Origin of the sequence: Pseudochrobactrum algeriensis (assembly GCF_018436245.1) — a bacterium.
GTDB classification, from domain to species: domain Bacteria; phylum Pseudomonadota; class Alphaproteobacteria; order Rhizobiales; family Rhizobiaceae; genus Pseudochrobactrum; species Pseudochrobactrum saccharolyticum.
In genome coordinates, this window is the sequence record NZ_CP075360.1 from 206,188 (window position 1) to 226,037 (window position 19,850).

Below are 19,850 nucleotides of genomic sequence, written 5' to 3' on the forward strand. Positions count from 1 at the left end.
AAATAAAAGGCCGGACTTTAAGCTCCGGCCTTTTTGATCTTTACGCTCCGAAGCGTTTTTCGCTCATGGAAGCCTGCATCAGCGCTTTGGTATAATCCTCACGCGGTGCATCGAAAATCTGCTCGGTCTGACCTTCTTCGACGACCTTACCGGTTTTCATCACCAGAATATAATCGGAAAGCGCACGCACCACTGCCAGATCATGGCTGATGAAGAGATAGGACAGGCCGTATTTTTCCTGCAGATCACGCAGCAAAGTCACCACCTGTTTTTGCACCGAGCGGTCAAGCGCACTGGTTGGTTCATCCAGCACAATGACTTTCGGCTTCAGGATCATGGTACGTGCAATCGCAATACGCTGACGCTGGCCGCCGGAAAATTCATGCGGATAGCGGTTGCGCATTGAAGGCTCAAGGCCAACCTCTTTCAGTGCTTCACCCGCACGGATATCCCGCTCTTTGGCGGAGAGTTCCGGCTCATGGATCAGCAGGCCTTCGGTGATAATCCGCCCGACAGTCATGCGCGGGCTGAGCGAACCGAACGGATCCTGAAACACCAGCTGTAATTCGCGCCGTTTCGGGCGCATTTCCTGCGGGTCTGTCGGTAGCTCTTTGCCCAGATAGGCGATACGCCCGTCCGATTTCAGCAGGCGCAGAATAGCACGGCCGAGTGTGGATTTGCCCGAACCGGATTCCCCGACAATGCCGATGGTCTGCCCCTGTTTGAGGTTGAGCGAAATACCATCCACCGCGCGCAGATAGGTTTGCGGTTTCAGCCAGCCTTTTGCCAGATTGAACGTGACAGACACATCATCTGCCTCAATCAGCAAAGGGGCGGTCGCCGGTGGCGCGGCTTTGGTGCCTTCCGGCTCTGCATCAAGCAGCATCTTGGTATAGGCATGCTCGGGAGAGGAAAAAATTTTCTCCGTTGCACCGCTTTCAACCACTTCACCGGAGCGCATGACGCAAACCTGATCGGCAAAACGTTTCACAATCCCCAGATCATGGGTAATGAAAACGATAGCCATGCCAAGACGCTTCTGCAAATCGGCCAGCAGTTCCAGAATTTGCGCCTGAATAGTCACATCCAGCGCCGTTGTCGGCTCATCGGCTATCAGGATATCCGGATCATTCGCCAATGCCATGGCAATCATCACACGCTGGCGCTGACCACCTGATAACTCATAAGGATAGCTGTCGATGCGGCGTTCCGGTTCGGGAATGCCGACCAGTTTCAGCAGTTCCAGAATGCGCGGACGTGCCTGCGCCTTGCTCATGCCACGGTGAAAACGCAAAGGCTCGGCCAACTGATCGCCGATTTTATAGAGCGGATCAAGCGAGGTCATCGGTTCCTGAAAAATCATGGTGATTTTGGCACCACGGATTTTATTCAGCTCTTTGTCGGACATGCCGACCAGATCCTGACCGCGATAAAGCGCCTGACCGGTCGCTTTACCATTCGACGATAGCAATCCCATGATCGCCATGGTTGTCTGGCTTTTGCCGGAACCGGATTCACCGACAATAGCGACGGTCTCGCCGGACTTCACATCAAGGCTGATACCGCGTACCGCATGAACCGGCCCGTCATTGGTTTCAAATGTCACGCGCAGGTTGCGTACAGATAAGACTGTTTCTGCTGTCATCTTAACGGTCCTTCGGATCAAGGCTGTCACGCAGGCCGTCGCCCAGGAAGTTCAGCGCAAAGAGAATGAGTGTCAGGGTGACTGCAGGGAAAATCAGCTGCCATGAAGCACCGCGCATATTCTGCGCCCCTTCAGAGATCAGCAGGCCGAGCGATGTCATCGGATCCTGAACACCAAGACCGAGGAAGGACAGCAAGCTTTCGAGCAGAATGGCTTTCGGTACCAACAGGGTAACGAAAACAATCACCGGCCCCAGAGCATTCGGAATAATATGACGGGTGATGATACCTCGTCGTGTTGCACCGAGCGCTTCTGCCGCCTGCACAAATTCCTGCCGTTTGAGGCTCAGGGTCTGACCGCGCACAATACGCGCCATATCCAGCCATTCCGTTGCACCGATGGCGATGAAGATGATGATAATCGACCGCCCGAAAAACACCAGCATCAGAATGACGAAGAAGATGAAGGGCAGAGAATAGAGAATATCGACAATACGCATCATAATATTGTCAGCACGCCCGCCGAGATAGCCGGAAATAGCGCCATAGCTGACGCCAAGAACAAGCGCCATAACGGAAGCCAGTAGGCCGATCGCGAGAGAAATACGCACACCGATAAAGGTACGGGTCATCATATCGCGGCCGAGATTATCGGTGCCGAAGAAGAAGTAATTCCGTGCCACATCCAGCGAGAGCTTGCCGCTCAGCTTGTCTGCAGCCAGTTCAAGGCTCGGATTACTGAACAGATCGGAACGTTCGAAATAACGCAGAACGCGCTGATCCAGTTCACGTCCCGCACTTGAGGTCACGTCAACTGTGAGCTTTGAACCGGCAAGTTCCGGTTCTCCGCCTTTCAGGCGGGCACGTGCCATTTCCCGCTCAAGGCCGGGAATAATCGTATCCGCACGCGGGTAAGCTTCAAGGCTTGGTGCCACGCGCACAAATTGCGGATAGATTTTTTCATAAGGATGCGGGCTGACCATCGGCCCGAAAATACCGACGAGCGACAGGAAAATCAGCACAACGGCACTGGCAACAGCGGCGCGGTTACGGCGCAGTCTGATCCATGCATCCTGCCAGAGGGAACGGCCGGCAACGGCTGTGTTGCCTTCCGGTGCGCCGTGAGACGGCATATTTGTTGAGATATCAGTCATAGCGCACCCGCGGATCAAGATAAGCATAGATCAGGTCAACAACGAGGTTGAACAGCACGACAAAGACCGAGATGACGACAACTGTGCCCATCACCAATGTATAGTCGCGCCCTAATGCGCCCTGTACGAAATAACGCCCGATGCCCGGAATACCGAAAATGGTTTCCACAACGACCGAACCGGTGAGCAAAGCTGCAGCTGTCGGCCCCAGATAGGAGACAGCAGGCAGAAGAGCGGCACGCAATGCATGAACACCGACGACGATGCGGGCAGGCAGACCATACGCACGGGCGGTGCGCACATGGTTGGCACGCAGGGCTTCAATGGTTGAACCGCGAACCAAACGGGCAATCACCGCTACCTGCGGGAGCGCCAGTGTGGTGATCGGCAAAATCCAGTAGGTGAAATTGGCGGAAGACCAGCCACCGGCAGGCACCCAGCCAAGAATAACGCCGAAGAACAGGCTGAGCAGCGGTGCGACAACGAAATTGGGGGTGGTGATGCCGAATGTTGCAACCGCAACAATGGTATAATCCAGCCATGAATTCTGGCGCAGGGCTGCAAGTGCACCGAGCAATGTGCCGAGAATGGCGGCAAGTGTGAGGGCCAGACCACCAAGCATGATGGAAACCGGCAGACCGGAAGCGAACAGATCATTGACCGTAAAGTCACGGCGGGCAAAGCTCGGGCCCAGATCACCCTGAAGCAGATTGCCTAAATAAATCAGATATTGCTGCCATAAAGGCGCATCCATATTATAGGCTTTTTTCAGGTTTTCGAGGATCAGCGGATCAATCGGGCGCTCAAGATCAAACGGGCCGCCCGGAACAAGCCGGATCATGAAGAAGGTCAGCGTGATGATGATAAATATCGTCGGGATCGCGCTGGCCAGCCGCCGCAGCGTATAGCTCAACATATAATTTTCCTGACTGCAGCCTTCATAAAAATAATGGCTGCGGCAAAGTTAAAATAGTTTGATATGCAACAGGCTGCATAGGTGAATATGCAGCCTGCCAGTAAAAATACTTACTGTTTGAGCGACAGCCAGCGGGTTGCGTGTGCATCCATCAGGTTGTCATACCAGCCTTCGATATTTTCGGAGACCAGAGCGCGTGATGAATAATACAGCACCGGAATAACGGCTGTTTCTTTGAGCAACAGACGTTCCGCATCGGCAAGAATTTCCGCACGGGCTTTAAGATCTGTTGTTGCTTCAGCTTTAGCCATCAGAGCATCGTAGTCTTTGTTTTTCCACTTGGAATAGTTAAAGCTAACGTCGCTCTGGGTCAGGAACAGGAAGTTCTGCGGATCATTATAATCGCCGATCCAGCCTGCGCGGGCGATGTCAAAAGGACCGTCTTCACGCAGGAAGTTGAAATAGGTTGCGCCTTCGGTTTCATTGAGCGTGGCTTTGATGCCGATATTGCTCAGCATATCCGCAATCGCAGCCATCGTGTTCTTGTGGTTTTCGGATGTGTTATAAAGCAGCTCGATTGAGAGGCTGCCTGGCTCAACACCGGCTTCTTTCAAAAGCTCTTTAGCTTTATCTTCACGTTCCAGCATGTCTTTGTCGGCATATTCAGCCTTCACACCGCCTTCAACATAATTGGCAATGCCCGGAGGAACGACGGAATAGGCCGGAAGCATAGTGCCCTGCCAAACCTGTTCTGCCATGAATTCACGGTCAATCGCCATCGAAATGGCTTCACGAACACGCGGGTCTTTCAGTTTACTGTCGGCAACTTTACCTTTAACCGGCAGATAATAGGAGCCGAGATAAGGGGCAATACGGAATTCTTTAGCCAGTTTGCTCTTCACATAGTCCATCTGTTCGGACGGAACGTCGGAGCAGACCTGCACTTCTTTGGCTTCAAAGCGGCGCATGCAGCTGGCACGGTCTTCGAAAGGAATCCAGTTAACAACGTCGATCTGGACTTTATCCGCGTCATAGAAGTTTGGATTCTTCTTCATGACGATTTTGTCGTTTGGTGTAAAGCTGACCAGCTGATAGGCACCATTGGTTACCATTTTGCCCGGCGTTGTGAATTTATCGCCGTTTTCTTCAACGCTTTTCTTGTTCATCGGCAGACCGGTCTGGTGGGTCAGCAGCTCAAGAAAATACGGTGTCGGGCCTTTAAGGGTGATTTTGAGGGTTAGATCATCGACCGCTTCAACGCCCAGATCTTCAAGCGGTTTTTTGCCGGCAACGACATCTTCAGCATTTTTGATCGGGAACAGCATGCTGGCATAACCGGCAGCAGTTTTAGGATCCATAATACGGCGGAATGTGAACAGGAAATCACCGGCAGTTACCGGATCGCCATTCGACCATTTGGCATCATCGCGCAGGTGGAATGTGTAAACCAGACCGTCTTCGGAAATATCCCAGGACTTGGCGGTGGCAGCAACAGCTTCGCCTTTGGCGCTCTGACGGACAAGACCGTCATAGAGATCGGCCATGATACGGCCTTCGGAAACGGTGGATGTGCGGTGATGATCCAGTGTTGCCGGATCGGTGTCGTTACCACGGTTCAGAACGACTTCAGCGGCAGCAGCACCGGCAAAAGCGCCGGTCAGTGTGAGTGCGCAGACACCTGCGAGCAAAATTTTACGATACATATAACCCTCCCTGTTAAAGTACAGAGCCGGATTCTAGTATGTGTTTTTCAGGCAGAGTCAAATATCTATTTTCAGTTCTCAGCCATACGCCTTTAGTCGAAGGAGATTATTTTAAAACAAAAGAGAAACTTTGTTATTTTTAGCAATATTATTGGCTAATTCTAAAATTTTATTACAAAGAACGAAACTAAAACAAATTGCCAGAAAATCATATTATTCAATGGGATAAAATATTTTATCAACACTGATAATTTAAGTAAAATACAATAAATATGGCTGATGAAAAAAATTTGTCTTTATGTGGGTAAAAACCCCGCCATTTTAGCGGGCAAGACCTTCATTCTGAAGGCAAATCAGCCAAATCACGAGTCAGTTTTGTAACAGCAATATGCCGGCATCTGATTTATCATATAATCAGCCAACAAAAAGGCCGCTGAAAACGGCCTTCTGAAGTGCAGTTTTTGGTTATTTTTCAGAGTTCAATTCTGCCAGAATTTCTTCCGTATGTTCTCCGAGACGCGGTGAACGCAGGCCGGTTTTCAGTTCTGCATTGGAGAATTTCAGCGGCGTGCGCAGTCCCGGAACACCTTGATTGTCCACGCGCATCTGGCGGGCAATAAATTGCGGGTCGCTGAACACATCGGCAATGGTATTGATCGGTCCTGCCGGTACAGCGAGCTTTTCCAGTGCGGCCAACAGATCATCGCGCAACCATGCAGATGTTTTTGCTTCAAGCTGAGCTGTCAGTTCATCACGGTTTTGTACGCGAGCCGCATTGGTGCGGAATTTCTCATCCTCAGCCAGTTCCGACAGCTCCAGCAAACCTGCCAGTTTGGCGAATTGTCCGTCATTGCCGCAGGCGATGATGAAATAACCGTCTTGCACTGGCAATGTCTGATAAGGCGCAATATTCGGATGCGCATTGCCGAGACGTTTCGGCGCTACGCCGGAAGCGAGGAAATTCATTGCCTGATTGGCGAGAACGCCGGTCATGCAATCAAACAGCGACATATCAATATGCTGGCCGAGGCCGGTCACTTGGCGATGCAGCAATGCCGACTGGATACCGATGACACCGTAAAGACCGGTGATAATATCGACCAGTGCCACGCCGATTTTCTGCGGCTCACCTTTTGGATCGCCGGTAATATCCATAATGCCGCTCATGCCCTGAATCATGAAATCATAACCGGCACGGGCTGCATAAGGCCCGTCATGGCCGAAGCCGGTGACGGAGCAATAGATCAGACGCGGATTGATTTCTTTCAGGGTTTCATAATCAAGGCCGTATTTTTTCAGGCCACCGAGTTTGAAATTCTCGATGACAATATCGGCATCTTTGATGAGTTTGAGAACGGTCTCACGCCCTGCATCTTCACGAAAATCGCAAGTGATTGAGCGTTTGCCGCGATTGCAGGCATGGTAATAGGCGGCTGACTGTTCCGCACCGTCGTCAATATAAGGCGGGCCCCATTTGCGGGTATCATCGCCCTCAGGGCTTTCTACCTTAATGACATCGGCACCGAGATCCGCCAATGTCTGGCCGATCCACGGCCCTGCAAGAATACGTGCCAGTTCAACGACTTTAATGCCTTCCAACGGCGCCTGCATCAGATTTGCTCCGGATATGAAAAACCCGCTTCCATCAGTTATGCCGCTGAAAAATCAGCGCCATACAGAGGGAAGCGGGCGATTATCAGTTATTAAAAGAATGCCTGAAGACCGGTCTGCGCACGGCCGAGGATCAGCGCGTGAACGTCATGGGTACCTTCATAGGTATTCACTGTTTCCAGATTCTGCGAATGACGCATCACGTGATATTCGATCTGAATACCGTTGCCGCCATGCATGTCGCGAGCCTGACGGGCGATGTCGAGCGCTTTACCGCAATTGTTGCGCTTCATCAGCGAAATCATTTCCGGTGCGAATTTGTGATCGTCCATCAGACGGCCAACACGCAGCGAGCCCTGAAGGCCGAGCGTGATTTCTGTCTGCATATCGGCCAGTTTCTTCTGGAAAAGCTGTGTCTGCGCCAGAGGACGGTTGAACTGCTTGCGATCCAGACCATATTGCAGCGCACGGTGCCAGCAATCTTCTGCCGCACCGAGAACACCCCAGGAAATACCATAGCGGGCGCGGTTGAGGCAGCCGAACGGACCTTTAAGACCGGAAACATTTGGCAGCAGCGCATCTTCGCCGACTTCCACGCCGTCCATTACGATTTCACCGGTGACGGATGCACGCAGGGAAAGCTTGCCGCCGATTTTCGGTGCGCTCAGACCTTTCATGCCTTTTTCAAGCACAAAGCCACGGATCTGGTTGTCATGGGCAACAGACTTCGCCCAAACGACGAAAACATCGGCGATCGGGGAGTTGGAAATCCACATTTTCGAGCCGTGCAGCTTGTAGCCGGTCGCGGTTTTTTCCGCGCGGGTTTTCATGCCTGCAGGATCAGAACCGGCATCAGGCTCGGTCAGACCAAAGCAGCCGATCAGCTCGCCGGATACCAGACCCGGCAGATATTTGTCTTTCTGCTCTTCCGAACCATAAGCAAAAATCGGGTAGATCACGAGTGAGGACTGTACGCTCATCATCGAACGATAGCCGGAGTCGATGCGCTCTACTTCGCGCGCCACCAGACCGTAGGAAACATAATTGGCTTCAGCCGCGCCGTATTTTTCCGGCAATGTCACGCCGAGCAGACCGGCCTGACCCATCAGGCGGAACAGCTCAGGCTGCACAGCTTCTTCAAGATAGGCTTCTTCAATGCGCGGCAGCAATTCGCTCTTGGCAAAAGCCGCAGCGGAATCGCGGATCATGCGTTCATCATCAGACAACTGATCATCGAGCAGGAACGGATCGCTCCATGAAAATTTTGTCATGTCACTCATTTACTATCTCCCGAAAAATTTGGCTCATTCTCAGACGACTACCCCAAAACTGCAAACCCTTATTTGCACTTTAGTCATGAATTCTACGCATCAACTCGGCAATGCCCAGCTTTGATATGTGCGGTTTCATCAGGCTGTTCGGGAGAAACGAGCCTGAATTTCCTGACAATAATGCCTGCCAGCCCTTATCAGTGCTGAAAACGCGCTGCCAGTTCCAGCCATGCACGCGCGGCATGAGGCAGATAAGCGCCACGCCGCCAGACCCATGCCATGTCCCATGAAAGATCCGGCTCACTGAGGGTAATATGGCGGACACCGTCGCGCACCCGTTGTTCAGCAATCAGACGCGGGAGAAAGCCGATACCAAGCCCTGCATAAACCAGCTCGATGATGAAATTAATCTGGCTGGAGCGTGCGGCAATGGAGGGCGTGAAGCCCTGACTGCGGCAGGCATTCAGAATAATCGGATTGAGCGCAAAGGCACTGTCAAACAGGATAAACGGCATATCCTGTAATTGTTTCAAGGGAATAAAAGGTTGATCGGCCAGCGGGTGCGAAGCGGGGATCAGCACATCAATCGGCTCTTTGCGGACATTCTGCCAGTCAAATTCATCAGGCGCAGGCAAGAGGGAGGCACCAAGATCGACTTCACCGTCGCGCACCATATCTTCGAGTTTTTTACTACCATGTTCAACAAGATGAATATCAATACCGGGATAAAGACGACGGTAAATCGCAAACATCGGTGCGAACAGCGCGTCACTGCCGATTGGCGGTAATCCGAGCCGTAGCACACCTTTGGTCAGCCCCTGTAATTCTGCCAGTTCGGTTTTCAGATCATCCTGTTCTGCCAGCATACGTAAGGCGCGCTGGAATACCACTTCTCCGGCATCGGTCATCACCGATTTATGACCGTTGCGGTCAAGCAGGGTCACGCCGAGTTCGTCTTCAAGCTGACGCACGGCTTTGCTGACAGCTGACTGAGTAAGGAAAACAGTTTTGGCAGCCTGTGTGAAACCGCCTTGGCGGACAACCTCGGCGAATATCCGTAATGTACGCAGTTCCATTACTATTCCATTTGGGACTTAATTCTATTCAATCAATTCATTTTTATCATGAATACGGATGGCGTATAAAGGAGAAAATTAATTTGCATGAAAAGAGTGCCATAAAATGTCTCCAGCTCAAATGTCGGGAGGAGTCCGCCATTGGGTACAAAACAGCCGGATCGGCCAGATCGCTTTGATCGCCGGTTTCTGGGCTTTGGGGGAGGGTATCGCCAGACTAACGCATCTGCCGGTGCCGGGCAGTGTCATCGGCTTGTTCCTGTTATTCATACTTTTGATGACCGGCGGTATGAACCTGCTGACCGTGCGCCGTGGTGCGCAATGGTATCTGGCAGAGATGCTGCTGTTCTTTATCCCTGCGGTTCTTGCCGTACTCGATCACCATGAGTTTTTCGGTCTGCTGGGCTTGAAAATTCTCGCGGTTATTCTGCTCGGGACGGTCATTGTTATGATCTCCACCGCATTGGCAGTTGAAGCAGGTTTGCGTCTGAGCCGTCATTTGCAGAAAATGAGACATTCATCATGAGCGGGTTAGAAGGTTATTTAACGCCTGCGCTTTGGATGATGTTGCTCTGGTCTGCGGCAACAATCCTGTTTTATGTGCTGGCGAAAAAGCTTTACCGCCGCTGGCCGCGGGTATGGTTTTCACCACTCATTGCCGCGCCGGTTTTGCTGATTGCAGCGGTTCTGCTGATGCGCACCAGCTATGCGGAATATAATAGTGCAACACATTGGCTGGTGATGCTGCTCGGCCCTGCAACCGTTGCCTTTGCTGTGCCGATTTATGAGCAGAGAGCGACAATCCGGCAATATTGGCCGGTTTTGTTGTTCGGTGTGCTGGTCGGCAGCAGTGTTGCCATTCTCTCGGCATGGGGGCTGGCTTCGCTGCTCAGTCTTGACGGGAGTCTGCGCCTCAGTCTGATCCCGCGTTATGTGACCTCGCCTTTTGCCATGGCTTTGTCGGAAGATATTGGCGGCATTCCTAATCTGACGGCTTTGTTTGTCGTGGTGACCGGTGTGATTGGCGCCGCACTCGGCGATACAATCTTGCGTTTTCTGCCGTTGAAATCCGGCCTTGCCCGCGGTGCCCTGTTCGGCATGGGCGCGCATGGAGCAGGCGTGGCCAAAGCCCAGCAACTGGGTAAAGAAGAAGGCACCATTGCCGGTTTGGTGATGGTGCTGGTCGGACTGGTCAATGTCTTTGCCGCACCGCTGATACGCTGGATTTTGTTGTAATAAAAAAGGCCACTCCGACGAGTGGCCTTTTCAGTTTTTATGCGCTTTTTTTGCGCATGAAGAAATAGATCACGCCGAGCAGGACAAACCATACCGGTGTAATCAGCAGTGCCTGTGCTGTGTCAGCCTGCTGTGCCAATGCCCAGAGGATGAAAGCAAAGAACGCAAACACCATAATGATGGCTGCATAACCGCCCGGCATTTTGAAGTTTGATTTTGCATGGAGATCAGGGCGCTTACGGCGATATTGCACATAAGATGCCAGAATGATCGACCAGACAAAGATAAACAGCAGAGCCGAAATCGTGGTCACAATGGTGAAAGCTTCAATAATGCTCTGCCCTGCGTAAAGCAGCACAACACCTGCAAGCAGGAATGTGCAGGAGAAGAACAGCGCATTCACCGGCACATGACGGTGGTTCAGCTTGCCCAGTGTTTTTGGTGCCAGAGCATAGCTTGCCAGACCAAAAATCATACGCGATGTCGAGTAAATACCGGAATTGGCGCTGGAAGCCGCAGAGGTCAGTACCACGAAATTCACCACATGCGCGGCAATGCCGAGGCCTGCGAGCGAGAACATGGCGACAAACGGACTGCTCGACGGGTCAACCTGGTTCCAAGGCATCACAGTCATGATGACAAAGAGCGATCCGAGATAGAACAGCACAATACGCACAGGGATCGAGTTGATCGCCTTTGGCAGATTGCGCTCCGGATTTTCGGTTTCAGCAGCGGCTGTACCAACAAGCTCAATACCGACAAAAGCGAAAACCGCGATCTGGAAACCGGCAACAAAACCGAAGAAGCCATTCGGGAAAAAGCCGCCCTGATCCCACAAATGGGTAATGGAAGCCGCAGTACCGTTTGGTGATACATAGCCGGAGCTGAGCATGACAACGCCGGTAATAATCAGCGCAACAATGGCAACAATCTTAATCAGCGCGAACCAGAATTCGATTTCACCGAAATTGCGTACATTCGGCAAGTTCAGCGCAACCAAAACCACGATCAGGCCAAGGGCGGGAATCCACAAGGCCAACTCAGGGAACCAGAACGACATATAACCGGCAACGGCCACAACATCGGCAATACCGGTAACAATCCAGCACAGCCAATAGGTCCAACCGGTAAAAAACTGAGCCCATGATCCGAGATAATCACCGGCAAAATCAGCAAAAGAGCGATAATTCAGATTGGACAGTAACAGCTCGCCCAAAGCGCGCATCACGAAAAATAGCATGAAGCCGATAATCGCATAGACCAGCAGGATTGACGGGCCTGCGAGCGAGATTGTTTTGCCCGAGCCCATGAAAAGGCCGGTACCAATAGCGCCGCCGATGGCGATCAGCTGTAAATGGCGGTTTTTGAGATTACGGGCAAGATGTGGCTCTTCCTCTTGGGAATGCGGGTGCCCCGATGCAGTATCCATTCAGTATGCCTCACAATTCATCTGCCAGCGGATTTTCCCTCCTGAAATCCAAGAAAATACACTGGTTAGTTTTCTGCATGCTTCGCCGGTGCAGGATGATTCCACAGCACTGGCAAACACCCTGAGCGCTTACTCCCCCGCTTTAAGAGGGAAAGTAAAATTTGCATGAGGTTAGACTAATGTCGCATAAGGCGGTGCCGTGGTTTGTCGGGCAAAAGAAAAAGGCCCTGATTTTCATCAGGGCCTTTTTGATTGTTTTAGTCTGTGTAAGCATCCATCGGCGGGCAGGAGCAGACCAGATTGCGGTCGCCGCCTACGTTGTCGATACGCGATACCGGAGCCCAATATTTGGAAGCCGGATCCATATTTTTCGCAGGGAAGGCTGCTTCCTTACGCGAATACGGATGTTTCCAGTCGTCGAGCATGGTGTCTGCAACAGTATGCGGTGCATTCGCCAGCGGATTGTCATCCTGCGGCCATTCACCGGCTTCAACCTTAGCCGCTTCCTTGGCGATGGAGATCATGGCGTCGCAAAGACGATCCACTTCAGCCTTGGATTCGGATTCAGTCGGCTCAACCATCAGCGTACCGGCAACCGGCCATGACATGGTCGGCGCGTGGAAGCCGTAATCGATCAGACGCTTGGCAACATCTTCAACGGTCACACCGGCTTTGTCTTTCAACACGCGGGTGTCAACGATGCATTCATGCGCAACGCGATTATTCGCACCGGTATAAAGGATCGGATAATGATCCTTCAGGCGCTCAGCAATGTAGTTGGCATTGAGAATGGCCACTTCTGTTGCATTTTTCAGACCGGCGCCGCCCATCATACGGATATACATCCATGTGATAACGAGGATAGACGCACTGCCGAATGGTGCAGCGGAAACCGCATTGTCGCTGCCTGCATTGACATGACCTGGCAGGAATGGTGCCAGATGTGCGCCAACGCCGATCGGACCAATGCCCGGGCCGCCGCCGCCATGCGGAATGCAGAAAGTTTTATGCAGGTTCATGTGGCAAACGTCAGCACCGATATCGGCCGGACGTGCCAGACCAACGAGCGCATTGAGGTTTGCACCGTCGAAGTAAACCTGACCGCCATTCGCGTGAATGATTGTGCAGATTTCACGGATGGTTTCTTCAAACACACCGTGTGTGGACGGATAGGTAATCATCAGCGCCGACAGCGTATCGCGATACTGTTCTGCCTTGGCTTTCAGATCGGCCACATCAATGTCACCGTCTTCGAGACAGTTGACGACAACCACTTTCATGCCTGCCATCTGCGCACTGGCCGGATTGGTGCCGTGTGCGGAAGACGGGATAAGGCAGATATTGCGGTTCTCGTCACCATTGGCGCGGTGATAGCGGCGGATTGCCAGAAGACCGGCATATTCGCCCTGACTACCGGCATTCGGCTGCAGGGATACAGCGTCAAAACCGGTCACTTCGCAAAGCCATGCTTCGAGATTGTCGGTCAGAACTTTGTAGCCTTCCAGATGCGCCTGTGGTGCAAAAGGATGCAGACCGCCGACTGTCGGCCATGAGACCGGCATCATTTCGGCAGCAGCGTTCAGCTTCATGGTGCAGGAGCCGAGCGGAATCATCGCACGGTCAAGCGCCAGATCCTTGTCTGCCAGCTTACGCAGGAAACGCATCATTTCGGTTTCTGAACGATAGCTGTGGAATGCAGCCTGCGTCAGGAAATGTTCGTCACGCGGCGCATCCGGCAACAGACGGGCAGCTTTTTCAACAGGCTTCGCACCAAACAATGCAACCAGAGCCAGATAATCATCTTCCAGCGAGGTTTCATCGAAAGTGACAGACACAGTATCAGCATCAATGACGCGGATCAGGCGGTCGCCTGCCAGAGCTTTGTCAGCATAATCCTGTGCTTTGCCTTTGACCGTTACGGTCACTGTATCAAACAGCTGTTCACCGGCGAGTTCAAAACCGGCAGCTTTCAATGAGGCTGCAAAGCGGGCAGTGATCGCATGAACGGCATCAGCAATAGCCTGAAGGCCTTTCGGGCCGTGCCAGATTGCATAAGATGCAGCCATATTGGCCAGCAGTGCCTGAGCGGTACAGATATTCGATGTCGCTTTATCACGACGAATATGCTGTTCGCGGGTTTGCAGCGCCAGACGATAGGCCGGACGGCCATGCGCATCGAACGACTGACCGACGATACGGCCCGGAATGATACGGGTGAGGTTTTCTTTCACGCCGAGATAAGCAGCGTGAGGACCACCATTGCCCATTGGCACGCCGTAGCGCTGCATGGAACCGACAGCAATATCGGCACCCCATGAGCCCGGAGACTGGGTGATGGTCAGTGCCAGAGGATCGGCAACGGCTACAACCAGAGCGCCGGTCTGTTTGGCGCTGGCGATAATACGGGTGAAATCACCGTAAACGCCGCGTGTATCCGGCCAAGGAATGATCACAGCAGCGGTTGTGGTATCCACTTCGCCGCCAACTTCAATGATCATGCCATGCGGTTCTGCACGGGTGTTCAAAACATCCAGAGTCTGCGGGTGCAATTCACCGGCAATCACCATTTTCGGACGTTTTTCGCGGTGATGGCGGTAAGCAATGCCAACAGCTTCAGCAACAGCAGTTGCTTCATCCAACAGCGATGCACAGGCAACCGGCAGGCCGGTCAGTTCTGTCACCAGTGTCTGGAAGTTAAACAGCAGTTCAAGACGACCCTGACTGATTTCAGCCTGATACGGTGTATAGGCTGTGTACCAAGCCGGATTTTCAAACAGGTTGCGCTGAATAACCGGCGGCACATGGGTACCGTGATAGCCCGCACCGTAGAAGCTTTTGGCAACCACGTTGCGACCCATAATGCCGGACAGTTCACTGAGAGCTGCGGCTTCATCGAGCGGAGCAGGCAGGTTGAGTGCGCGCTCAAGACGAATTGACTGCGGCACTGCCTGACTGATGAGAGCGTCCAGCGACGGCAGACCAAGCGCCGACAGCATTTCCTGCTGTTCACTGGCGCGAGGGCCGATATGGCGCTCTACAAACGGAAGAGATGATGATGCCATGATTTAGCCAACCAGTGCCTGATAGCCGGCAGCGTCGAGCAGACCTTCGAGCTGAGCTGCATCGGAGATTTTCATCTTCCACAGCCAGCCTTCGCCTTCTGCCGCGCTGTTGACGAGCGCAGGATTGCCATTCAGTTCTTCATTGATTTCAATGACTTCACCGTTAAGCGGTGCATACACATCGGATGCAGCTTTCACAGACTCAACCACAACAATGGCTTCGCCTTTTTCCACGACGCGTTCAACTTCAGGCAGTTCTACGAAAACGAGGTCGCCGAGCTGTTCCTGAGCGTGGTTGGTGATGCCGACAGTTGCAATGTCGCCTTCAACGCTGAGCCATTCATGATCTTCGGTAAAAAAGATTTTAGGCATGCGATTATCCTTTGTGATAGCGAGGTTGGGTAAATGGAAGTGTATGGACGTCTACAGGCACTTTATTGCCGCGGACTTCCGCAAAAAGACGTGTGCCCGGCTCTTTCAGATCGGCTCTGACATAACCCATGGCAACAGGGAAACCGGCTGAAGGGCCGAAGCCGCCGGACGTGATTTCACCGACTTCGCTGCCGGCTTCATCAAACAGTTTGGTACCGGCACGAACCGGCTGGCGGCCTTCCGGCTTGATGCCGACGCGGCGCTTTTCAGGGCCGTTGGCAATCAGTTCCAGAACTTTAGCGGCGGCAGGGAATGCGGCGGTTTCGCGCACAGCTTTGGTGATTGCCCATGTCAGACCGGCAGAAACCGGATCGATGGTTTCAGTGATGTCCTGACCATGCAGGCAAAGACCGGCTTCAAGGCGCAGACTGTCGCGGGCGGCAAGGCCGATCCATGCAACGCGGGAATCGCCCAGCAGAGATTTCGCCAGTGCCTGTGCATCGCTGAGCGGTGCGGCAATTTCAAAACCGTCTTCACCGGTATAGCCGGAGCGGGTAACGAACCAACCCTGTTTAGGCTCAAAACCATGCATGAATTTCAGCTCTTCAACGCTGAAACCGAGATCAGATGCGAGGCTCTTCATTACATCAGCAGCCTGCGGGCCCTGAATGGCAAGCAGAACGCGGTCAAGCGGGGTTACTGTGCAGTTGAGACCTGCAGCACCTTTTTGGAAATGCGCAATATCAATATCGGCATTACCGGCGTTGGCAACGATCATGAAACGCTCGTCACCCAGACGGGTCACGATCAGGTCATCAATGATGCCTGCGTCATCATTCATCAGGAATGTATATTTCGACTGGCCTTCATTGAGTTTGGTGACATCAATCGGGCACAGCTTTGCAAACAAAGCGGCAGCATCGCTGCCTGAAACTTCGATGAGTTTCATATGCGAGATGTCGAACAGACCAGCCTGTTCACGTGTATGAACATGCTCTTTCATCACGCCAAGCGGATAAGTCAGCGGCATGTTCCAACCGGCAAAGCCGCCGAAACGGGCACCGGATGCAATATGTAGTTCTTCCAGCGGAAGCGTTTTTAAAGAAGATGTATCGCCCATTTTTCACTCCAGAGACACACGTCCGCCTTCCGCAAAAGCGGAAAGCCATGATGTACCCCTCTGTCGGAAGCCTGAGAGACTCGCAAGCCTGTTGAGGCTTACTTACACCTTCGGCGCGGGGTTTCCCCCGACTTTCCAGAGTTGCCTTGCTTTTCTGCGGTTCTTGGTACCTGAGAGATTTCGGGCGATTTCCCCTTCGGTGGCCGTTACCGGCACTCTCCCGCAGACAAACAGGAATCAGGATATGATCCTCTCCTCGACATGCGTGCCTTTTATCGCAGCTGACTGGTGAAGTCATCTGGAATTATTATAATGCGGCTCTTTGCGCAGTGATTGAATGTCGCGTCTTTGGAAAACGCGGTTTTGGCAGCGATACAGAATGCACAATATAAGACGTACGAATTTTTCTATGCTGTCAAAACCGCGGGTGAGAATTTTCAACATACGGATTCGGGTGATTCACATCTGTTTTTCATCTGCGAAGCAGCGGATTTGTGTGATTTTGAGTTGAGTGCGGGAGTTTTCAAAAGAAAATATCCTTTAAAAATCAAGGAAAATCGGGCTTTTTGAAAATAATTGCCGGTTCGCTGCATAATTTCTGTTCAGGGTGCTGGACAGGCAAAAATTTAATGCTATAAAGCGCTCACATCAGACGGACACCAACACCGTCACGCTGGCCAGACAGGCTCGCAGGGATGCCCGGATAGCTCAGTTGGTAGAGCAGCGGATTGAAAATCCGCGTGTCGGCGGTTCAAATCCGTCTCCGGGCACCACTTAAAAATCAAATAAAATCAAATATTTATAGCAATAACAACAGCGATGATCGTACTGTTTACGTGTTGCATTGTGTTACATGCCAAAACGCGCATTTCTAGGGTTTTCAACATGTTACAAATTACTCCATGCAACACGGATGCAACATATTGAAGCGTTAAAGCCGCCTATCATGGCGGCTTTGTTATTTTGTTAGGTCAGCTATTTTGGTTGACATGAATCACACTGCTTCTTGTTGAGCGATCCAGTTAATAATTGTGGATTTTCGCGCGCAGAGTAAGTCACCGGCTTTAAAGTGGGGGAATGAGCCCTTCGCACATAGATGATAAATTGTTCGCTCAGGAAAGCCGCTGAACTTACTAATCGACTTTGCGCCAATTAAAATGTCGTTTGATAGATTTTCAGTCAATCCTTCCCTCCTTCCGGTGCAAGTGGTGAGGCGTTGAAAACTTGGCGCTTCAACTCTCGGATTTTCCGCCTTAGCCGGATGATATTCGTTTCATCGGTTGCAATTTTGAATTGCTCTTGTTTGTCTTCAGCCTTCAATAGTCCTATCTGAACAATCAGCTCATCCCTTGTCATACGGCTGTGCCCCCCCCAATAGCCGGATCTGATAATGATTGCGCTGTAGGATTCTTATTTTTGAGGTGCTTCCTGTGTCTGAAAGCCGATATGATATGAAGCAAGATGTGAATGGTACTTGGGCTATTATTGATAGAGCTACCGGATTCATAACCATGGTCGATGGCTCTCTGCAGGTTGGTCTTGATAGAGACGCCGCCGACGGTATGGTTGATTTGCTTAATAAGCTTGATCGGGAGCTGATGGGCAGCAGTAAACATTAAACTATCTGTCATTGCATGCGCTCCTGTGGCTGGATTGGCTCGTATAGTGAGCGACGCTTCTGAACGATTTTTGTGAGTGCTGGCCTTGGTTGCTTCCGGCCTGCCAGTGCAGACTTTGCTCGTAGAGCGCCGCTGGCCTTGTCACGCTGCCGATCAGATTTTCTGACGCGCCGAATATCGTCAGCCGTCTTTTCAAGATGGCAGACACGGCAGAGCAGGCGGCCATTGGCTACGGTTGCCTCGCCACCAAGAGCGCAAGGTAAAATGTGATCGACTTCGCCTTCACTGGCTTTTAGTTTGGCCGAGCAATTTTCACATTTGCCGTCTGCACGGGCTTTGATCAGTCCTTTGATCTTGCGGGTGAATTCTATGCGCTTCGTCATTTTTAACACCACAAAAATTGGAACGTATTTGTCTTTTGTGGGTTGAGTTTTTGAGAAGGAGCAAATTTATGACTCACCCAAAAACTACTGGTAAGAACAAAACTACGAATCTGAATATTGAGACCGTGGAAGAGCCTGCAAATAGTACTTTGAATAAGGAGGGGCAAATTCCTCCCAAAGGACCAAAGGTTGAGAAGCGACTGAAAGAAGCGGTGAATGCCCTTGATGCCCCGACGAAGAAGTAGGTGTTTGCTCATAGCATCACCTCGGTTTCATCAATCTGGGCGATGTCACAGGCATGCTTGATCGCATCCGCAACTTCCATTTCTTGCTTGCACACTGCTTTAAAGTGCATGGCGATTGTTCCCGCTTTCTTATTGGCATACTCAGAAAGAGGATATCCGCCTGCTAGAAAAGCGTTGCATGTCATGCCGATTACAGCCGGGTCATCACCGACGGCGGCCTTTAAGCGAGTAATCAGCTCCCGCAGTGAAGCCTTGTCGTGATCGGTTAAATGATCAATTACGCTGGAATTGTCGAGGGTGGTGGCTGATGGGGACTGCTCACCACCCTCTGTACCGGCATCGGACAGGGGAGTATCTGCCGGTATTTCTTGTTCTGTTCTTTCATTGAGTATTTCACCATCAACAGTAGTTGTTTCTGCTGTGGCGATTGGTTCGTCCGACAGCGGGTCTGCAATCACTGTTTTGACCTGCGGGGATACATCTTTCATTCGGTCGTACTCGTCCGGTTCCATGATGCCGGAAAAGCCGAATGCATATCGTGCTGCTTGAATTGCAGCTTTGTGGCGCAGCATTCGGTTAGGCCATTTCTTCCACGGATCAGTTTGGCGGAAGCATTCAGACATGTATTCGATTACGGATACCGGTCGTGCACGGTCTTTACGGTAAATGCGGCATTCAACTGAGTACAGTTTCCCATCATCGCCGTTGCTGTCCTGAAACTCCATGCCGTCGAATTGCGGGTGCGAATTGATCAGGTTCATCCAGCCGTCAATCGAAACGATAGGCTGAATGCCGCCGCGATCAGGAAAGGCGTAAATCTCTTTGGTGAGAGGGTTGAGCTTATATTCCTTCGCAACCATAAGGAAGGCTGCAAATTGCTCGTTTGAGCAATCGCCTTTGATTACCGTTGCTTTAATGGCCGAGACGAACGCCGCAGGCTCCATGTCGTAACGGGATGCCATGCTGTCCACGAGGGAACGTTTTTGTGCTGGTACGAGCTGGTTCATAA

At 51.9% G+C, this 19,850-nt stretch carries 17 protein-coding genes, 1 tRNA gene and 1 riboswitch; of the genes, 4 read left to right on the top strand and 14 right to left on the bottom strand.

The genetic code is table 11. The annotated features are described in order from the left end of the window. Positions 1-40 precede the first annotated feature (40 nt). The 7 genes from KHQ09_RS01180 to KHQ09_RS01210 form a co-directional block, all read right to left on the bottom strand. Positions 41-1,645, bottom strand: a complete 1,605-nt coding sequence (locus KHQ09_RS01180; protein WP_213600136.1) for an ABC transporter ATP-binding protein — start codon at positions 1,643-1,645, stop codon at positions 41-43. 1 nt (position 1,646) lies between these two features. Further along, positions 1,647-2,777, bottom strand: coding sequence for an ABC transporter permease (locus KHQ09_RS01185; RefSeq protein WP_420801492.1), 1,131 nt, complete (start codon positions 2,775-2,777; stop codon positions 1,647-1,649). A gap of 13 nt (positions 2,778-2,790) precedes the next feature. After that, entirely contained in the window at positions 2,791-3,714 is a 924-nt protein-coding gene (locus tag KHQ09_RS01190; RefSeq protein WP_022711586.1) for an ABC transporter permease subunit, read from the bottom strand. 110 nt (positions 3,715-3,824) lie between these two features. After that, positions 3,825-5,417 (bottom strand): peptide ABC transporter substrate-binding protein, encoded by a 1,593-nt coding sequence (locus KHQ09_RS01195; protein WP_213600138.1) that lies wholly within the window; start codon positions 5,415-5,417, stop codon positions 3,825-3,827. Positions 5,418-5,882: 465 nt separating this feature from the next. Then, entirely contained in the window at positions 5,883-7,028 is a 1,146-nt protein-coding gene (locus KHQ09_RS01200; protein WP_420801489.1) for a CaiB/BaiF CoA transferase family protein, read from the bottom strand. A gap of 92 nt (positions 7,029-7,120) precedes the next feature. After that, positions 7,121-8,299 carry an acyl-CoA dehydrogenase gene (locus tag KHQ09_RS01205; protein WP_370637861.1) on the bottom strand — a complete coding sequence of 393 codons (1,179 nt, stop codon included), beginning with the start codon at positions 8,297-8,299 and terminating at the stop codon, positions 7,121-7,123. Positions 8,300-8,496: 197 nt separating this feature from the next. Further along, positions 8,497-9,375, bottom strand: coding sequence for a LysR family transcriptional regulator (locus tag KHQ09_RS01210; RefSeq protein ID WP_213600139.1), 879 nt, complete (start codon positions 9,373-9,375; stop codon positions 8,497-8,499). Positions 9,376-9,481: 106 nt separating this feature from the next. On the opposite strand from KHQ09_RS01210, the gene KHQ09_RS01215 reads away from it, so the two are divergent. Further along, a complete protein-coding gene (locus KHQ09_RS01215) occupies positions 9,482-9,901 on the top strand; it encodes a CidA/LrgA family protein (protein ID WP_213906446.1) in 420 nt (139 codons plus the stop codon). Continuing rightward, positions 9,898-10,611, top strand: coding sequence for an LrgB family protein (locus KHQ09_RS01220; protein ID WP_238481514.1), 714 nt, complete (start codon positions 9,898-9,900; stop codon positions 10,609-10,611). Before KHQ09_RS01215 ends, KHQ09_RS01220 begins: the two co-directional genes overlap by 4 nt. A gap of 37 nt (positions 10,612-10,648) precedes the next feature. Here the strand turns inward: KHQ09_RS01220 and KHQ09_RS01225 are convergent, their stop codons facing one another. From KHQ09_RS01225 to gcvT, 4 genes are all read right to left on the bottom strand, one after another. Then, the gene (locus KHQ09_RS01225; RefSeq protein ID WP_151159475.1) at positions 10,649-12,040 is read right to left on the bottom strand and encodes an amino acid permease; all 1,392 of its coding nucleotides are present in this window, start codon (positions 12,038-12,040) and stop codon (positions 10,649-10,651) included. Between the two features lie 257 nt (positions 12,041-12,297). Then, a complete protein-coding gene (gene gcvP, locus KHQ09_RS01230; RefSeq protein ID WP_213600140.1) occupies positions 12,298-15,102 on the bottom strand; it encodes an aminomethyl-transferring glycine dehydrogenase in 2,805 nt (934 codons plus the stop codon). Between the two features lie 3 nt (positions 15,103-15,105). Continuing rightward, positions 15,106-15,474, bottom strand: coding sequence for a glycine cleavage system protein GcvH (gene gcvH, locus KHQ09_RS01235; RefSeq protein WP_022711596.1), 369 nt, complete (start codon positions 15,472-15,474; stop codon positions 15,106-15,108). A gap of 4 nt (positions 15,475-15,478) precedes the next feature. Further along, positions 15,479-16,594 (bottom strand): glycine cleavage system aminomethyltransferase GcvT, encoded by a 1,116-nt coding sequence (gene gcvT / locus KHQ09_RS01240; RefSeq protein ID WP_213600141.1) that lies wholly within the window; start codon positions 16,592-16,594, stop codon positions 15,479-15,481. Between the two features lie 147 nt (positions 16,595-16,741). Further along, a riboswitch (glycine riboswitch) is annotated at positions 16,742-16,827 on the bottom strand. Positions 16,828-17,291: 464 nt separating this feature from the next. Between gcvT and KHQ09_RS01245 the strand changes: the two genes are divergently transcribed. Next, positions 17,292-17,367: transfer RNA gene (locus KHQ09_RS01245), tRNA-Phe, on the top strand. Between the two features lie 579 nt (positions 17,368-17,946). On the opposite strand, the gene KHQ09_RS01250 is transcribed toward KHQ09_RS01245, so the two are convergent. Together KHQ09_RS01250 and KHQ09_RS01255 are read right to left on the bottom strand one after the other, a co-directional pair. After that, entirely contained in the window at positions 17,947-18,225 is a 279-nt protein-coding gene (locus KHQ09_RS01250) for a hypothetical protein (protein WP_213630804.1), read from the bottom strand. Beyond that, positions 18,222-18,596, bottom strand: a complete 375-nt coding sequence (locus tag KHQ09_RS01255; RefSeq protein WP_213600143.1) for an HNH endonuclease — start codon at positions 18,594-18,596, stop codon at positions 18,222-18,224. The genes KHQ09_RS01250 and KHQ09_RS01255 overlap by 4 nt, the downstream gene beginning before the upstream one ends. A 68-nt stretch (positions 18,597-18,664) precedes the next feature. Here KHQ09_RS01255 and KHQ09_RS01260 point away from each other — a divergent pair, with 68 nt between their 5' ends. Continuing rightward, a complete protein-coding gene (locus KHQ09_RS01260; RefSeq protein ID WP_213600144.1) occupies positions 18,665-18,841 on the top strand; it encodes a hypothetical protein in 177 nt (58 codons plus the stop codon). A gap of 8 nt (positions 18,842-18,849) precedes the next feature. Here the strand turns inward: KHQ09_RS01260 and KHQ09_RS01265 are convergent, their stop codons facing one another. Beyond that, positions 18,850-19,848 carry a RecT family recombinase gene (locus tag KHQ09_RS01265; RefSeq protein WP_213600145.1) on the bottom strand — a complete coding sequence of 333 codons (999 nt, stop codon included), beginning with the start codon at positions 19,846-19,848 and terminating at the stop codon, positions 18,850-18,852. Positions 19,849-19,850: the final 2 nt, after the last annotated feature.

Excerpts from the sequence above, each read along its gene's own strand:
- gcvH (WP_022711596.1), bottom strand. The coding sequence starts at position 15,474 with ATGCCTAAAATCTTTTTTACCGAAGATCATGAATGGCTCAGCGTTGAA.
- gcvP (WP_213600140.1), bottom strand. The coding sequence starts at position 15,102 with ATGGCATCATCATCTCTTCCGTTTGTAGAGCGCCATATCGGCCCTCGC.
- KHQ09_RS01220 (WP_238481514.1), top strand. The coding sequence starts at position 9,898 with ATGAGCGGGTTAGAAGGTTATTTAACGCCTGCGCTTTGGATGATGTTG.
- KHQ09_RS01210 (WP_213600139.1), bottom strand. The coding sequence starts at position 9,375 with ATGGAACTGCGTACATTACGGATATTCGCCGAGGTTGTCCGCCAAGGC.
- KHQ09_RS01195 (WP_213600138.1), bottom strand. The coding sequence starts at position 5,417 with ATGTATCGTAAAATTTTGCTCGCAGGTGTCTGCGCACTCACACTGACC.
- KHQ09_RS01215 (WP_213906446.1), top strand. The coding sequence starts at position 9,482 with ATGTCTCCAGCTCAAATGTCGGGAGGAGTCCGCCATTGGGTACAAAAC.
- KHQ09_RS01200 (WP_420801489.1), bottom strand. The coding sequence starts at position 7,028 with ATGCAGGCGCCGTTGGAAGGCATTAAAGTCGTTGAACTGGCACGTATT.
- KHQ09_RS01205 (WP_370637861.1), bottom strand. The coding sequence starts at position 8,299 with ATGACAAAATTTTCATGGAGCGATCCGTTCCTGCTCGATGATCAGTTG.
- KHQ09_RS01180 (WP_213600136.1), bottom strand. The coding sequence starts at position 1,645 with ATGACAGCAGAAACAGTCTTATCTGTACGCAACCTGCGCGTGACATTT.
- KHQ09_RS01250 (WP_213630804.1), bottom strand. The coding sequence starts at position 18,225 with ATGACAGATAGTTTAATGTTTACTGCTGCCCATCAGCTCCCGATCAAG.
- KHQ09_RS01255 (WP_213600143.1), bottom strand. The coding sequence starts at position 18,596 with ATGACGAAGCGCATAGAATTCACCCGCAAGATCAAAGGACTGATCAAA.
- KHQ09_RS01265 (WP_213600145.1), bottom strand. The coding sequence starts at position 19,848 with ATGAACCAGCTCGTACCAGCACAAAAACGTTCCCTCGTGGACAGCATG.
- KHQ09_RS01260 (WP_213600144.1), top strand. The coding sequence starts at position 18,665 with ATGACTCACCCAAAAACTACTGGTAAGAACAAAACTACGAATCTGAAT.
- KHQ09_RS01225 (WP_151159475.1), bottom strand. The coding sequence starts at position 12,040 with ATGGATACTGCATCGGGGCACCCGCATTCCCAAGAGGAAGAGCCACAT.
- KHQ09_RS01185 (WP_420801492.1), bottom strand. The coding sequence starts at position 2,777 with ATGCCGTCTCACGGCGCACCGGAAGGCAACACAGCCGTTGCCGGCCGT.
- KHQ09_RS01190 (WP_022711586.1), bottom strand. The coding sequence starts at position 3,714 with ATGTTGAGCTATACGCTGCGGCGGCTGGCCAGCGCGATCCCGACGATA.
- gcvT (WP_213600141.1), bottom strand. The coding sequence starts at position 16,594 with ATGGGCGATACATCTTCTTTAAAAACGCTTCCGCTGGAAGAACTACAT.